Origin of the sequence: Pelagicoccus enzymogenes (assembly GCF_014803405.1) — a bacterium.
GTDB lineage: Bacteria > Verrucomicrobiota > Verrucomicrobiia > Opitutales > Opitutaceae > Pelagicoccus > Pelagicoccus enzymogenes.
Map to the genome: position 1 here is coordinate 47,111 of NZ_JACYFG010000055.1, position 17,593 is coordinate 64,703.

The 17,593-nt window shown below is 59.2% G+C and carries 1 protein-coding gene (only partly in view); it reads right to left on the minus strand.

This entire window lies inside a single protein-coding gene on the minus strand: locus tag IEN85_RS22150, encoding a calcium-binding protein. The 49,572-nt coding sequence extends 12,561 nt beyond the window's left edge and 19,418 nt beyond its right edge, so the window shows coding positions 19,419-37,011 (codon 6,473, partial, through codon 12,337, complete); reading right to left, the first codon wholly in view occupies nt 17,590-17,592. Both codon boundaries (start and stop) fall beyond the window edges.

Here is a 17,593-nt window from a genome sequence, read left to right on the forward strand (position 1 = left end):
AGAGGCGATTACGCGAACGGATTGGGTCGGAGCTCTCGTAAGAACCACCGTGTAGCTGGAGACGAGCAAGCCATCGACTAAGCTTTCACCCTCCAGCAGCCTCAGCAATCCATTGTCCTGAGCTACGATCAGTCCTGCTTCATCATTGTCAGCGACCTGGACAGAAAGACCTTGTACGAAGATGTCTTGGAACAAGCTGTCTCCATATGTGGATACAAGGTTCTGGGCGATCAAACCACTGTTGCCAGTGAGGCTGTTGCTCACGACCGTCACAGGTCTGCCCGCGCTTCCTCCGATATTGAAGGTATCGCTTCCGAGACCGCCCACGATCTCGACCTCAACCTTCTCACTGGTGGAGGCTACGAAGAATCGGTCGTTACCCTCCAGAGCGTCAACGGTAAGCTTTTCGATGCCTCCATAAGTCACGAAGAGACCGCCGCCAAATACACCGTAGTCGTTGACCACGAAGTCATCTCCGAACTCGGTACCGACCACGATTAGGGTATCAAAACCGTCACCGCCCTCGATGCGCACCGGAGCATTGACCGTGAAGGAAATGAAGTCAGCTCCTTGACCTCCATTGATGTTGGTGAACGGCGCTCTCGGGTCGTTCGGATCCACTCTCACGAACGAACGGACAAGGAAGCTATCATCCCCACCTTCACCGTACATGAACACTTCCGCCTTGTTGCGGTAGACCGTGAACAGATCCTCACCGTCGCCACCATAAAGCGTAGCAGTCTCGCTCAAACCATTACTCAAGAAGCCGCGCGTGGTCTGCGTCGTTTCAAAGTAGTCTTCTGGCTCCAGGCCATTCGTCGGATTCAAGTCATCGCGGGCGGATTCGAAAACTTGTCCAAGCTGGAAGGTATCATTGCCGGCATCGCCGTAGACTGTGAGCGCAGAGAAGGTATCGTCGAAGACAAAGGTGTCATCGCCTTCCCGTCCGTTAACTACAACCTCCGAGATGTCGCCATCGTAATTCAGGCGCTCAATATAACCGTCGAGGACAGGGGTTAAATCTTCGCTTACCTCGAAGCTCGCGATCGTGCCCTTCTTCGTGATCGGATTGGCGCGGAAGAGGAAGAGATCATCCGTATTCGTTCCATTCACGATGAGCTTGTCGATTCCGGAATCCGGCAATCCGCCAGCGCCTAGCGGCGAGTTGTCTTCAATCGAAATGAGGGCAGACCCAAGTCCTGCAAGGCCTACGTAATAGGTGTCGCTGCCCGCCAAGCCACTCAGCGTGAGTTCAGACTGAACGCCAGAGAGGTTTGTCTGCTCGCCATCTCGATCGTAATTAACCCGGAACGTATCATTCCCGTCACTACCGTTGATATTGGTAATACCTGAAATGGAGTTAATGTTAACACTATCAGCTCCATCTCCCGTATTGATTTCCGTTAGTCCTTCATGAGTGGACTGAACATACAAAGAATCATCTCCACCACCTAGGCTCAAATTTAGCGTTTCCATGTCGAGATACTCGATCTCGTCGCTCATTCCAAAGCCATCCAACTTGCTTCCACTCAAAGTGCCCGATCCGTCGAGAGTATCGGCGCTGTCGTAGATTCTCAATACATCGCTGTTACCTTCGCCACCGCGAAGGTGCAATCCGCCCTGAATGCCGTTTAGATCGCTGCTGGTCAGCGGATTCAAATCGCTGGCCGCACTGCCTACGCGGAAGAGATCAGATCCGAAAGTCACGCTCTGAGTTTGGCGACCCACTGGGATTTCAGTCGCAACCGCATCTCCAAGAATCGTAGTGGTCGCTGAGATTTGCTGGATATTGAAGGTGTCATCACCGCCTCGGCCTTCGATCCAAGTATTGGCAATAGAGCTCGTGCTCTCAACCGTCAAAGTATCGGCACCGGAACCGAGGTAGAGCTCAAACACTTCTGTAGTTACATAGTCGATACTGCCGCCCATCTGCAGACCACTGAGGCGAGTACTGGTCAAGGTGCCGCTTTGGTTGTCGGTCTCGCCAGACTCGTCGACCATCAAGCGGTCGTAGCCTGCTCCGCCCTGCATGGTAACTACGCCGGAGATAGCGTCGAGGTTACCGAGAACGTTAATGAAGCTTGCGTCGGCTGGGTTCGGATCGAGCTGCGGCTTGCTGCCGGCGGCGAAGTCGATGTCCCAGAATCCAGCCTGCGAACCGACCATCAAAGTATCGTCGCCCTGCCCTGCATCCACCGTGATGTTACCCTGGGTGGCCCGAACTGCGACCTTGTCGTTACCCTTGCCGGTGCTGAGCAGAAGGTTGCTGACCGGTGTAGTGTGAACGGTGAAGTAATCGTCGCCGTTACCAGTGCGGATTTCGAGGATGTCGCTCGCGTCGCTGACCGGGTTGCCTGAAGCGTCTGGGAACAGTCCGTTAGCGAAGAGCAGCTGGCCGGGGATGCCGAGTCCGGTGACACGATACGTTTCCTTGGCCACCACTATTGGGTCGGTCGCGTTGTTGTAGACCTGCTCCCCGCCAAAGTAGATTTTTGGCTCGTTGCCGACGAAGCGGCGTGGCGTCAAGGCAGCAGCCTCGGCAGCGTCAATCGTATCCAGAATCCACTCACCGTCGCCGTTGAGGATGTAGACCGGCTCACCACGATCGTGCAGTTTGACGCTTCCGTTGGAATTCTTGTAGTAGACCTTGCTATCGTCGGAGGCGGCGAGAGAGGCGTCGTCCGTATAAGTGACTGCAATCCCATCTCCAGTGGTGAGAACGATTCCGCCTTCCACCACCGGCTGGCCAACTTGGATCTGCTCGTCGCCGAAGTAGGTCAAGGCGTCGCCGGCGCGGTAGAAGGCTTGCAGGGCGAAGTTCACCTCGATGGTCACCGTTCCGGAAATCCTGGAGGAGTCGATGGCGTCGAGGGTGAGCAGGCCGGTACTGGTATCGAAGCTGTACTCGTCGGAGGTCAGCGCGAAGATGCCGCGTTCGCTGGAGACCACGATGGAGACAAGGCGGTCCGGAGCGAGCTGGATGGCGGCGCCGCCCATCGGATCGGCTACGCTGCCGCTGCGGTTAAAGTTCAGGGACCAACCGGCGATGCCTTCGTTGCCGTTGAGGCGCAGCTGACTTTCGTCGCTTAGGTCGATGGTCAGATCCGACGGATCGTAGCTGAACTGCATGTAGTCCGGAGCGAAGACCAGATCGCGGCGATCGTGGATGATGGCTTGGCCAGCCAGGCGACGGAAGATGGAGCCGTCGCCATTGACCACGAGGTTTCCGTTTTCGTCGAAGGCGAACTCGTTGCCGAGGTAGCGCTGGATTTCGCCGCGGCTGTGCAGCACGGGGTTGTTCTTAAAGTACTCGACCGGGTCGCCGTCCTTGCGGGCGAGGATGGCGCCAAACGGATCCAGTAAGATTGCGCCGTCGTAGAGGTCGTAAGCGGTTTCGCCACCGGCATAGACGCGGCCCTCTTGGCGGAACTTGCCCGCTGGATCGTAGACCGCGGAGATGAGGTCGGCGCCGGTGAGGCTTTGGCTGCCGGGATTGATCAATTGGTAAACGCGCTCGCCGCCGAAGTAGACCTTGGCTTCGGACGTATTCACGAAGTTGATATAATATGTGGCGTTGGCCGCGATCGCGTTAGTCAGGGTGATAATGCCCACTGCACCGTTGTCAGAAACCGTGTAGTCGGTGCCTTGCTTGAGCAACTTCGCGGCGCCGGAGCCGGACTCGCTGGCCACGTAGATGGAAGACCCTGCGGCTGGCATGCCGGAGAGCGTGAAGACCTGGCTGCCGCCCGCACTGCGCGTGAAGGTGTCGGTGATGGCGCCCGGATGGAGGGCAACCGAGCCGCGACCGCTAAGGGCAGTTTCGATTTCCTCGGAACCGATTTCAAAGCGATCCAAGGCGCCAACCAAATTTCCTTCTTGGCCGCTGCCGTCTACGATCAAGCGGTCCACTGCATTGGCTGCGTCGGAGACGCGAACGTCGCGGGTGCGGGTGTAAGTGCTGACCTCGCTGCGGTCGACCTGCATCACAGAAACCGTGCCGCCGCCGGAAGCGCCAAAGGTGACGTAGGTGCTGGAGTTGAGGTTTGCGTAGAGTCCGTCGCCCGGAATCACCACGGCTGGACGCTGGCTGTTGGAAAGGTTAGTCAGGCCACCAACGATGGTGGACGGATAACGTGTATCCAATTTGTTGTGATTCGGTCCGCCGTGCCCCTTCAGGATTTCCAGACCTTCGAAACGGAAGGTGGTGCCGGACGCTCCGATCACGCGGATGTAGCGGTAGTAGCCACCGTTGTTGAGGCCGATATCGTAGTTAGCGGACAAACTGGAAGCGCTGCTGGTGCGGGTCGCTTCTCTCCAAGTACTACCGTCGTTGCTGACCAGGAGACGGACATTGCTAAAGTCGACGCCGGAGTTGAAGTGACGCGTCAGCTTGATATCCGCTCCTCCGAGGTCGCGTACCAGGTAACTGGTGTCGATACCGGTCTTCACGCCGTAGTTGTCGAGGAAGAGCGGCACCGCGGAGCCGTTGAGGAAGTCGGTGGCGTAAAGCTCGCGGTTTGGATAACCGTCGCTGTCAGTGGCGACTCCGGTTTCACGGCCCTTGTTGTCGATGAAGAGCGGTACGGAGCCAGAAGTGGATTGGGCAACCACCTTGTAGACGATCTGGTGGGCAGCGCCATTGGAGTCGGTCGCGTCGGTGGTCTGCTGGCCGTTGGCGTTGTAGTAAAGGAACTGGCCGTCGTCGTTGGTCGCGTGCACGCCGTAAGCGCGGACGCCGTAGTCGCGCACGAAGTCGGACTCGATGGTGCCATCGCCGCGGACTGCCACGGTGCGAATCTTGGCTTCGCCGGTATCCGGATCGATGTAGAGGATCGGCTGCAGGTCGACGCCGTAGTAAGTGATGGTGTTGCCGCCAGCGTCTTGGAAGGTGCCTTCCGGCGTATTACCCGGTCCTGTTTTCGTGAATACAACGGGATAAGGTCCGGCGGGGATGCTGGTGACCACTTCGGTGACTTCGTCGATGTGGGCATCGCCATCGAAGATGAGGCCGCCGCCGATTTGAGCGAGCGAACCGTTTTCGCCTACAGTGACCGTATCCTGCCCTGCTCCACCGTATACGGTGGTTTCGCCAGTGGTCTGCAAGAGGAAGACTTGGTCGTCGCCGGCGCCGAGTACGATTTGGATGTTGAGCGACTGGCGCTCGTCGTCGCTGACGGTGCCGATCTCGCTCGGGTTGCGGGCTTCGGCGCTGCGCAGATCCGTGAGGGCCACAGTCACATGGTCGTCGCGGTTGGCGGTCGGGATGCCGGCTGGGGCTTCGTCTGCGAGGCGCAGGTCGAGGTTTTCGATATCACCGAGCATGACGCCGTAGGTCTTGACGCCGTCTGCGCCCACGAAACCGTTGGTCGGGATATCCATGCCGAAGCCTTCGATACTGAGGTAGACGTCGGTGATCGGTCCGTTCTCGTCGGTGGCCCGCTCGAAGATCATGTTGCCCTTGCTGTCGCGACCATTCGACTCGAAGCGCGGCAGCTCGCGGTTGGTGATGAGACCGGGGATATTAGCGCCCGCGGAATTGTGGACGATCACGGTGTCGCCGCGGTCCTCGAACTGCGTTCCGCCTTCGAGGATGACGCGGCCGCGGATGTCGCCCACGTCGAACTTGGCATCCTGCTTGAAGGCTTGCGGCAGCGGATCGTAGGTGACCGTCGGCGGCTGGACCGTGGTAGTATTCTGCACGAGGCGACCGCGCTCGTAGCTGGCTTCGAGACCGGTTAGAGAGACGACAACCTTGCGAGTGGTAACGGAGAAGATCCACCAGCCACGGGTCGTTTCTTCGATACGGGCAGTGATGCTGTCGTACTTGATCTGCTCATTGCGCATGTTCGGGGTATTCGCGCGCCAGCTTTCGAACCAAGCTTGCACGGTGTTTTCAACCGCACGAATCGCGCTTTCGACCAAGCTGTCGCGGATCGAGCTGGAGAACTGCGACAGGAAGCTGAACCACCAACCGAAGTCGAAGGTGAAGGTGTAGTTGCCGTAGTTGTGGGTGACCGTGTCGTAGACGAGCTCGGAACCGAGGTCGACCTGGATGGCTGGCGGCGTGTAGGAAACTTCGGGCGGATCGAAGACCAGTGGTGGGTGGTCGCCGCCGAGGTGGATGGTGTCGTCGCCGGAGCCGCCCACTACGGTGGTGGTGAAGGACTCGTTGGTGCTGAGGATGTAGATTTCGTCCGCGCCGCCCGCGCCGTCGACCTCGAGGGCTTCGATGTTGCGGAAGTTCACAAATCGTCCCGCGCCCGCGACGATGGTTTCGGTGATGACAAATGTATCCGCAATTGGGGTACCGACGATCACGAGCGTATCCACGCCCGGACCACCGTTGATAGAGACAGCGCCATTTTGCAGGTACTCGTAACGGTTGGAACCGGTGCCGCCGAAGACGTTGGCGAGGTTGGTGACGTCTTCGTTGTTCTCTGGATTTTCGCGGAGAACGATGAAGGTCTTGAGCAAGAATCGGTCGTCGCCAGCGCCGCCGTGCAAGTAGAGGCGAGCGCGGTTGAAGTTGACCTCGAAGCGATCGTTTTGGTCGCCGCCGAACACGAAGAGCGGGTTGGAAGCCCCGTTGGTCATGCTGGAGGTGTCCGCCACGGGAACGCCTTCAGGGAACTCAAGGGTACGATTGCCTGGATCCGGGATCAGCGGAACGGTACCGATGGTGATAGAGTCGTCGCCCGAACCAGTAGAGATGAAAGTGGTGGCTGCCGTATCATCGGAGAGGATACTGTCGTCGCCGCCGCGGGTATCGATGGAAACGAGCTCGACGCCACGGAAGTAGACGACGTCTGGGTTCTCGCTGTCGGCAGCGGTGAAGGTCATGACACCGGTGCGGCCGGTACCGAAACCGTAAGCGTTGCTGGTGATGCTGTCCGCCTTTTCGCCGCCAAGGATGATCAACTCGTCGCGACCCGAGCCGATGCCTGTGTCGTTGATGTCGACGCGGCCGCCGTTTTCGCCGGCCATGGAGAGCACGTAGAGTTCGGCCAGATGAGTGGCGTCGCCAGTGGTGAGGTTCTTGTTATCGAGAGTGGCGTTACCCGTCCAGATGCCTGCGTTGTAGGTGGTGGAGCCCACGGAGATAACGCCATCCGCGGCGCCGACCATGAGGATGTTACGATCGGTGGAACCGCTGATCTCGGCAGACTCGAAAATGCCGCCTAGGTTTTCGACCGTGGCGCCTGAGTTGAAGCGGGTGAAGCTGTCGGGGATTCCCACGCTCGGGTTGTTGGCCTTGGAAGTTTCGACCAACTCGGACTCGGATGGGAGACCGCTGATGTAGCCGCCGCCTACGAGGTTGCTGCTGTCAGCAGTGAGCATCAGCACGTTCAAGCCGCGCACGGTGGAGCTCTTCAGGAAGGTGACCTTCCAAGTGTACGGAAGCAGCACGCCTTCGGAATTGGAGAAGAGCTCTACGGATACGTTGCCGATAGCGACGCGGTCGTTGAGAGCCTCGAGGGCGGCGTCGACTTCGGCAGCGGTCGCGTCCCAATCGATTGCAGTGGTGGTAGCGGTGTTCACGCCATCGCTGAAGGTTAGCGTGAAGGTACCGCCCGCGCCGCTGTGGGTGACGCGTTGTACTTCGACGACTTCCGTATCTTCGATGACCTCGCGGGTGATGCTTACGCTGGAAGAATTGTCGGTGAGCAGCGCTTCGCCGGGCTTGGGCGAGCCGCTCGGGCCGAAGAAAGTGACATCCCAAATGTAAGGGCCGCCAGTGCTCTTGGCGGTAACGCGCACGCTGGTGATGGTGGAGAGCGCGAGGAGGGCTTGCTCGATGGCGTCCGGGTCCGCGTTGTAAGCGAGAGCGGTGGTAGTCTGGCCGCGATAAGTGAGGGTGAAGGTACCGCTGCCGAGCGTGCTGTTGATGCGCTGGACCTCGTTCTTGTCGTAGCCGTCGGTGATGGTAACGATCTGCACTTCGCCGTCGCCGCGCATCTGGCCGTTGATGAAGAAGTCGTCGGTGAGGAAGGAGTCGCCAGCGAGCGATTCGATCAAGGTGTCGTGTCCGCCCGCGTCGGTGAACGTATCCATTCCGTAACCACCGGTAACACGGTCGTCGCCGAGGCCGCTGTCGAGGAAGTCGTTGAACGGCGTTCCGATGAGACGGTCGTTTCCTTCTCCTCCCACCAGCTTGACGATCACTTGGTCGGTCGGGGAAATGGTGATGACTTGGGAGTCGGTCTGGATGGTATCGCTGCGGCCGACGGCGCTGGCGTCGATCCGGTCGTCCCCACCCTGCGCGTCGACCGTCAAGGCGTCGGACTCGGAGCGGACCGCATTGATGAGCGCCATGCTGTAGACGCCTACGCGGCTGATGGTGATCTCAGTGTAGATGCGGGCATTCACGTCAGCGCTGGAAGCGGAGAGCATGAAGGTATCCGCTCCGTCATCACCGTATACGGTCAAGGTGTCTGTCGCAAAGTCTTGGGCAATGCTGACCTTGGCAACTTGCTGAGTGATGGATTCGTTTTCGCCGTCCTCGTTTTCGAAGGTCTCGGTAACGTTCTCAAATCCGCTGGAAGTGATGCGGCGACCGAAATCGATGACGAACTGCTGCAGGCCAACCGCGCTCAGGTCGTTGACCGTGATGGTGTCGGCTCCTGCGCCGGCGTCGACGTAGAGCGATTCCACGCTTTGGGTTGTGATGACCACGCCGCTAACATCGATATCCAATTGGTAACTACCGTTCGCGGCTTCGCTGACTGTTATGATATCGCTGTCCGGACGCCCAAAGATGTTCAGGGTATCGGTTCCGCTGCCCGCGATCACCGTGATGTTGCCGCTCTGGGTGTTGGCGTCGACGTTGATGATGTCGTTGCCGTCGCCCGCATTGATCGACTTGGCAGGCCCGGTGATCTCGTCGTTGCCGGCATTGCCGTTGATGACGTCGTTCACGCTGCCGCCCAACAAGCGGTCGTTGCCCGAGCCACCGTTTATGGTGACGGCGCCCACGCCGCTGTGCTCCATGTAGTCGTTGCCGTCGTTGCCGTTCATGGTGCCGGTGCCGGAACCGGTCCAACCGATGTAGTCATCGCCCGTTCCTCCGCTCAAGGTCGCTGTCGAGGAGCCAGTGTAGATGATAGCGTCGTCGCCAGAGCCCATATCCACGGTGACCGGAATCGTTGGAGCGTTGCTCACGGTACCAGAGGCATCGTCGTAACGGCCAAAGGCTACGAGGTCAGTGCCGCTGCCGAAGTTCGCATGGATGCTGGTGACGTTCTGGAAGGTGTTGCTGCGACCGAAAGCGGTGACCTTGACGATGCGGCCGACTCCATTGTCGCTGGGTCCTAGGTCCTCCACGAGATAGCTTTCGTCCTCGTCTGCGGTGGCGAGGTTGCGTACGCTGGCCCGGCTGCCGACGTTCAAGTAGAGGGCGCCGCCCGACCAAACGCGTCCATTGCCCGCATCGCCGCCGTGGTAGACCGGTTCCGGCAGCTGCAAGGTTCCGATCTTGAAGTGAGCAGTCTTGGTGACGCGCACGAAGAGGATCTTGATGCGGGCGCGAACAGTGAGGACGATAGGAGTCTTGCCCTGCCCTTCGGCAGCGAAGGAGAAGTTCAATCCCAGTCCGGCCAGCGTGATGCCGAAGACCTTAGCCTTGGCGCTGGCGCTGCCGCTCAGCTCGAAGCGGTAGATATTGTTACCAATATTGTCTTGTCCAACGACCTTGGAAAGGGCCCGGAAGTGAAAGCTGCCGTAGAGACCGAATCCGCCGCCGCCAAGCGTGAGGCGTCCGTCGAGCTTGATGTCGAACTGCCCTTCGGAGTTCAGCCAGATACTGGTGCTCAGGCTAGCCAAACCGAAGAAGTTCATGCTGGTGCGGGCAGAGAGTTCCCAGGCTCCGTTCGCTACCTTGATCTCAAAGCTGGCATCGAGCTTAAGTACCGCGAGAATCTCCAAGCGACCGTTCAAGGCGATGCGGAAGGAGTTCGCCGCAATGGTTGCCCCGTTGAGCACGCGAGCGGCATTCGACGTATTGATTTCGAGGATACCGGAAGCATCGATATTAAAGACGATGAAGCCGGCGGAGGCGCGGACGTTTAATCGTAGGGCCATACCGGGGTTGCTATCGGTATAAACGGCTGCACCCCCCGAGGCGCTCAAGGTGAGCGGTCCAATATTAAAGGTCACCTCGAACTCGAGCGAGAAGCCGTTAGCCCCGATGTAGACGCCCACGTATCCAGAAGCCTTGGCAAAGCCGAGGAATTCCACGCTACCTTGCAGACGCAGTCGGATACCCGGATCGATACTGGAGGTTCCCAAAACTTGCGTTTGGCGAGAGGTGTTCAGCTCCATCAGGGCGGAGACGTTGAACTTGAGGCCGATGTTTTGACCGAAGGCGGCATCGAGCTCGACATCGATGCGAGCGACCAAGCCATTGCCGTCCACGCGGAAACCGCTGTTGCGCAGGGTCAAGGTTCCTAGCCCTTCGAGAGCAAGAGATCCGTTGATAATGAGCTCGATGGCTGGATTCGCCCCAGCGAACTCGAGGCGGAATTCGACCACACCGACAATCTCGAACTTGTCCGCAACCTTCAAGGTACCGGCGAGGTAGAGCTTGAAGCCGCCAACGACGCTGAGAGTAACCTCTTCGGTGATCAGGTTGTTGTTGGAATCGCGCTCGAAGCCGCCGAAGAACTGCAGGCCGTTTATGGTCTGGGTCGTGGTCTTAAAGGTCTCGACCGACTTTTCGGTGCCAAAGGTATTGATCTCTAGGAGGAGGATTCCGCCCAGCTCCACATCCGGGATGCTAGTGCTGGTAAGCGAAAGCATGATACGCCCGACGACACCGGTATTCTCTCCGATGAAGACGTTCAGGTTAAGAGTACCGACCAAGGTTCCGAGGTATTCAATTTCTGCGGACACCGCACCCGTTACCGACAAACGAGCCCCTGCTCCACCGCCTGCGGACTCAGTGCCCGCTGCGACGTCGATCTTGATGAAGCCCGTCAAGGTCAAGGCACCGCCGATCGTGAGCTCAGCTTCCACGATGGCGGAAACGTAAACTTCGCCTGCGGCAGGCTCACTGGTGCTGCGGCTTCCGTCGATGCCGGGAGCGCCCTTGTAGATTGTGATGGTGGTCGCCTCGCCTTCTTGCAGCAGCGGCAAGATCGCATCCGGCACCTCGAAGACCACGTCCTGTAAGGTCGTGTTGAACATGACCGTCACCGTACCGGTAGCGCTGAAGAGCGTGCCCACGTTCGGCAATCCGATGCCAGCAGAGCGGGTGATCTTCAAGTAGCCCGCGATACCGATATTCTCGCCGGGCTCGAGTCCCGTCTGGATCACGACCAAGCCGGTGGCCTGAGCGTAAGTGAGCTGAGCGTCGCCTACTCCGAACGAAAGTTCAGCCGTGGCGAACAACTCGAAGCCGGTCGGGTTGATGTTCAGGTAGAAGCCTCCCTCCAGGCGAACCAGATCTGTACCGGTGCCTGGCGGTTGCAAGCGAGCTTGGCCGACCACCTCGAGTCCGAAGGTGTAGGGAGCGAGCTCGAAGGTTCGCGTCACGTCCTGACCGTTGTTGAGGCCCTTGAGCGTGAGGGTTTCAGTCTTGGTGTGCTCGGTGAGGTTGAGCTGAAGGGTTCCCTTGGCGAAGAGGAAGACACCGTATTGCTCGAGGAAGGAGAAGTTCGTCTCCATGGTCGCAACCCCCCAAATCTGCGGCGTGTCGCTGAGCGTGTTGCTGTTGTCGAGGACGAAGCGTCCGGCGGTAGCGCCTACGGAGCCGAGCTTGTAAAGCTTGAGCTGTCCGTCGAAGTCGAGCTGGAAGACGGAGCGGACGGTGTCGATTTCGAGCGTGACAGCTGCGGCCAATTCGAGGATCGGCTCGTCGAGGAATCCACCTGCGTTGAGGATGAGGCCACCGTCGATATCGATGAAGAAGGAGGATGCTTGGGTAACCAAGCGGATGCTGGACTTGCCGCCGGTGGACTCGTTGCCCGCCGTGTCGGACCAAGTGCCCTTGACGAAGATCATTTCCAGCAAGCCGGTATCGAGCTGGCCTTCGTAGAGGTAGCGGAATGTAAGCTCTCCGCGATCGTTGTCGTTGGCGAGCGCATACACGCTCTTGAAAATGAGGTTTTGGGACTGAGCGCCGCTCAGCTTGAATTCGTCGCCATCGATCGTCGAAGCATCGACTCCGGCGCCAGCGACTGGACTGAAGGTGATGTCGAAGTACGGGCCAGCGCGGGTCGGGTTAGAGGGATCGGTGAAGGCAGCCGCGACGGTGGCGTCGGTGGCGTCGATCTGAGCTTGGCTGACCGCGTTGCCGTTGGTGTCCTGCCAGGCGCCGGCAAAGAACGTGACCGTGACCGAGCTGGCGTCGGCTCCCTTGGAAATGAAGTAACGGAAAACGCCGTTGCCGAGGTAAACCGGAGTGGCCTCGAGGATGAGATTGTTGCCGTCGCCGTCGACCAGCTCAAATTCCGGCGCCGCATCCAGGATGGAATCCAAGTCGATAGCGGCACTGCTGGTAACGCCGCTCACCTCGGTGATGATGTCGTTGAAGGTGATGTCCACGTAACCGCGGCTGTTCAGTTCCTCGCGGTTCTGCACGCTGCCAGACGGAGGGTTGGTCAACTCCCCGCTTGGAGTCTCGACTGTGAAGATATAAGAACGAGCCAAGTTAGCCATGCCTTCCGCATCCGCCATGCTGCCGGCCACGAAAGTAAGGGTGTAGTCGCCCTCGGAGAGGACCGACTCGATGGTGTAAATAAAAGTATCCGTGCCGCTTATACGCGTTGGAGCACCGAGCTCGATCACGGTTCCATCCGCTGCGGTGAGGATGAATTCGTCTCCGTCGATGGTGCTGTGGTCCAAGCCGTTGCCATCGCTGCCTCGGAAGATGACCTCGAACTGGTTGCCAGCGTTGGTAAGCTCGTCCGGTCCGATGCCCATGCCATCGAGGGCGAGGTCGTTGCCATCGCGTTCCCAGGTCGGCTGAGCCGTCGGTCCTTCGACCATGAAGTTCAAGGTGAAGGCGCGGTTGGTAACGCCTGCTGCATCGGTCCAGCCGTTGGCTCCGAAATTAACGTCAACCTTGCCAGTCGCAAACTCGCCGGTGAGGAAGAAGCGGAAAGTATTGTCGCCCAGAGCCAGGGCGGAATCACCGCTCAGCGACACACCGCTGGCGCCCAAGCCACCAAGGGTGAAGAGTCCGCTGGCGTTGAGAATATCATCCGGATCCAGCGTGCTGCCCGAGCTGGCGGCGAAACCGATGTCGAGGTAGCCGCGATCGTTTCCGATGAGGATCTCTCCCGGAGCAGGCGAGCTGCGAACCGCGCTAACAGTGTCGCCCGCATTGGTTCCGCCGGTTACGGTTCCGTCGTATCCAAACTTCGAGGAATCGAGCTGTGCCTTCACTTGGAAGGTGTCGGCAGCGAAGGTCACATCCGAGTCGACTTCGATTCTTACTGGAACGCGGAAGATCAAAGTATCGGTCTCGTGGAAGACATCGAGAGTGGTGTCGAGCGTTACGGTTACGCCGTCGATCAGGTTGCCGCCTTGGTAAGCTTGCATCTGGATGCCGTCGGTCGCGGGATCCAAGTCGACGAACTCGACGCCGGAATCGAGCACGGAATCGATGTTCAAGCTGAAGCCGTCTGGAATGGTAAGCCCATCGAATTCTATTTCCAGAACCGCCGGCGAAGCGCCGCCGGGAGCCGGGCTCGCAGTGTCTACCTCCACTTCGACATTGTTCGCCGCGCTGCTGAAGCTGTAGGCCCAAGCGTTGTCGAGATAAGTCAAGGTCACCTCCCCTTCGTCAGCCCACTCGCCTACGAGGAAGTAGCGAACCGTCAGCCCAGTGGAAGTTGAGCTCAGAACGAGCGGAGCCTGTCCGCCATCCAAGCTCATGGAACCGAGACCGCTGCCGGTGAGGCGGAATTCCGGATCGAAGTCGGTGATGGAGTCGACGTCGAGGGTGGCGCCGATCGGACCGGTGGGCTGGCTGAAGACCACGTCCATGTAGTTGCGACCATTGAGCAGGTTGACGTCCACATGGGAATCGGTGCCTGGATTGAGCAGCACAGCCGTAGTGCCTTCCACGGAGAAGCTTTGAGTGAAGGCTTCGTTGCTGCCGCCTTCGATGGCCACGCCGCTTTCGAGGGTACCGTCCTGGTGCTTGAAGCTGCCTTCGATGAATTCGACCGTGTATTCACCGGACGCATACTTGAAAGCACTTTCAGTGATGACGTAGCGGAAGCGGCGCGTGCCGGTCTTGCGGATGGCGGCCACGAGGAGGTAAGCGGAAAGTTCGTCGTTGTCGGTCGGAGCGTCGGTCAACTCCCCTACTAGCAAGACGTCTTCTTCGGTGCCGTCGGAAAGCACGCGTACCACCTTAGTGGGAGCATCGCCGCTCTTCTTAACCACAAGGGCCGCATCTTCGGCACCGTTTTCCGTCACGACCGTATCGATCGGGGTGGGAGCGCCATCAGTGCCGAGCAAGGCTCCGTTGAGCATCAAGTTGAACTCGGCGGCATCGTCCAAGATAGACTCGTAGTCGAGCGTGGCATTGCGAGCGGGCTCGTAGTTGATGTCGATGTAGCGGTAATCCGTACCGTCGAGGGTGAAGAGGTTGGACGGATCGTTGGCCACGCCGATGTCGATCATACCGCCATCGGGAACCGGTACCAACATAGCCGCGCCCGGAGCCGTACCGGCTGCATTGGCGGAACGCGGATCGAAGACGTCGAAGGCGACCTCTTCGCCAGCGGCGTTGCGGAAGCCCATCTTGATGCGACCATGCAAAGTCAAGAGCTCGAGCTGCTCGGGGATGTCGGCGAGGAAGAGGATGGTAACGTCCCCTGCGGCCACGTTGGAAAGGTCCGCGTAGAGCTTGCCGCCGATGCTGAGGTTGTCGGCGAGGAAGTTGAGCTTGCCGCCGATGAGGAACTTTCCATCCGTACTGATCTTGACGTAAACTTGGCCGTTGAAGAGCTGCTCGGAAGTGTAGGTGGAGTAGATCTTGGCGCTGCCGGTGATGGTCATCGGCGAAGTGAAGGCCGCCAAGAATCCGCCCAGACTTGGGTTCGCAGCGATGGCCTTGGCTTGCAGCGCCACTTGGCCACGCACCGAGTCGAGCCAGGAAGCCGCGTCGATGGAACCTGGAGGACCGAACTCGTTTGAGCGCAGGGCAAACGGATCGTCGATGGACGGCAAGGTCTTGAAGAACTCCACACCTGCGGAGAAGTCGGACAGCGTGAGACCGGAGTTTGGCTCGATCAACACAGGGATATCCGCAGTGATGAGCACGCCCAGCGGTCCAAGCTCGCTGAGGGCGAAGCGGATGCCGAATCCAGCCATGCCTGCGAGGGAGAAGGTGCCTTCTACGCCGACGAAGAACACGCGCTGGTGAACGGGCGTTACCGTGTCGAGCGGACTGATGATGGCGAAGTTTGAATCCAATTTCAGGATACCGCCGATCAAGCCACCCCCGACTTCGCCGCCGAACATTTCGCCCTTCACCGATACGCCGATGGACTCGATGTCGATGATGGGGAACTTGCCCTCGAGCAGGAGCTTGGGAGAAATCTTGATGCCGCGAATGGCCCCGGAGAACTCGACCGCGTCCAGACCTTGGATCTCCGTGACCTCCGCTGAGAGGATGAGCACGAAGTCGCCCGGATCGTTTTCGATATCCGGCCACTGGATACCGATCTCTGTAATGCGGATCGGCATGAAGGCGGGCCACTTGAAGGAGGAACCGGTAGCGGACCCAACCGCGATGAAAACGCCAAAGCCAGGTTTCGCGTCGAAGCTGCCGTCGCCGAGGAAAGCGAAGTTGCGAGCCTCGCCGGTGAGCTCGAGGGCGCCGATCTTGACGGTCGCGCCGATGGAAATGAAGGAGACCAGTTCTTCCGTATCGGATGCGCCTGTATCGAGCTCGAAGCCAACCGCCCGGAACGTAACGAAGCTGCTGAACTTGAGTTCGAGCGTATCGACGGAGAACTTGAAGGCTTCCACGCGGCCATTGTCGTCGAATTCGAGGGTGGCCCGCATCGCTTCGTCATCCTGAGTACCATCTGGGCGAACGTCAGTGGCGTCGTTACGGTCGCGGATGGTGCCATTGATGGCCTTGCCGGGGAGGAAACGAGCGCCGCCGGTAGCGATGTAGATTTCGCCGGTGAGCTTGACTCCCGTATCGAAGTTAACCGTGAAGTCGCTGAGGCCGATGCGCAGGTCGTCGAACTCGACGATGTTGCCGATCTTGATGGCAGGCTGGTTTGTGGACGTCGCGCCTGGAGCGGTGGATGTCGTGTTGGAAGCGATACCGCCGTAGCGCAGTTCCGCGGTACCGAGAGTAAAGCCGTTGGTGCGGATGACGAGGCCGGGGATAGTATCGCCGTTTTCGCGGATGAACGGCTCGATCTTGCCTTGGATATCGAACTTGGGGAACTGCACGATCGCAGTGTCGACCACCAGAAGTTCCTGGACGGGGTTGTCCGGATTGTTGGCGGCGTAATCGGGATCGTAATTGAGAGCGATACCGGAGGCAGTGACCTTGACCACGTCTGGAACCTCAACCTCGAGGGCACCGATGCGCAGGCCAAACTTGCCCGGAACTTCCACGCGGACGTTTCCGCTGAGCAAACCGAAGGCGTCCACCCCAATATCAAAGGTGCCGAGCACGCCAAGCAATTCCGCGGTCACCCCACTGCTTTGCTGCTGGGTGCTTTGACCTGTAGTGTTCCCACCACTACCGCCAAAGGCCATGGTGGCACGGTTGACGCCGATGCCGACGGTGAGCATGAGCAATCCGTCCTTGAAGCCGATGTCCTCGATTCCGACCGTTGGACCTTCCAGCTGCAACGGACCGAGGTTGATCACGGTCGCATCCGGAGCCTTAGTGGCGCCAGGGGCAGCTGGGTCGATGGTGAAGCTTTGCTTGAGACCAGAAATATTCTGAGCGGCGAGGATAGCTGCCGTCGTACCTGTCGCAGCCGCGCCCTTGGTGCTGAAAGAGTTGTCGAGGAAGACCACTTCCACAGTGCCCGCCTTGAAGAGCTTGTTGGTCTGCACAGCAGTTGTAGTGCTGGTGCCAGTACCGGTGGTCGGAGTGGTGGTGGTTGCTGGTTGCGGCTTTTCCTTGAGGAAGTAGCGGTAGGTGACGCTGGTCGCAGTGTCCTCGAACCCTGCGGTCAGGAGCGGCGAACCGGAGATGACAGGGGCGCCTGTGGTGGTGTCGATGAGGAGCTGGTCGATGCCGGTACCAACCAACTTGAACTCAGGGGCCGAATCGGTGATGGAGGCCTTGTTGATAGCAGTTCCATCTTGGCTGACATAGGTGATGTCGATGTAACGCTTGGCGTTGATGGAAAGCACATCGATGGCCCCGCCATTGTTCGGACCGCTGAGCTGAGCGATCGGACCGGGACGCGTGTTCACGTTGGGAACGATGTTCAGGTACTCGAGCTCGGAGAAGTTGCCGATGCCGTTGTTGTCGGAGAAGGAACCCTTCAGGATCTCGATGGTGACGAGATCGTTGCTGGACGGCATGGTACCGCTGATCTGGTAACGGTAAGTGTTGGTCTTGCCAGCCACCGCGACGCCCACGCCGTTGATCGTCAAACCG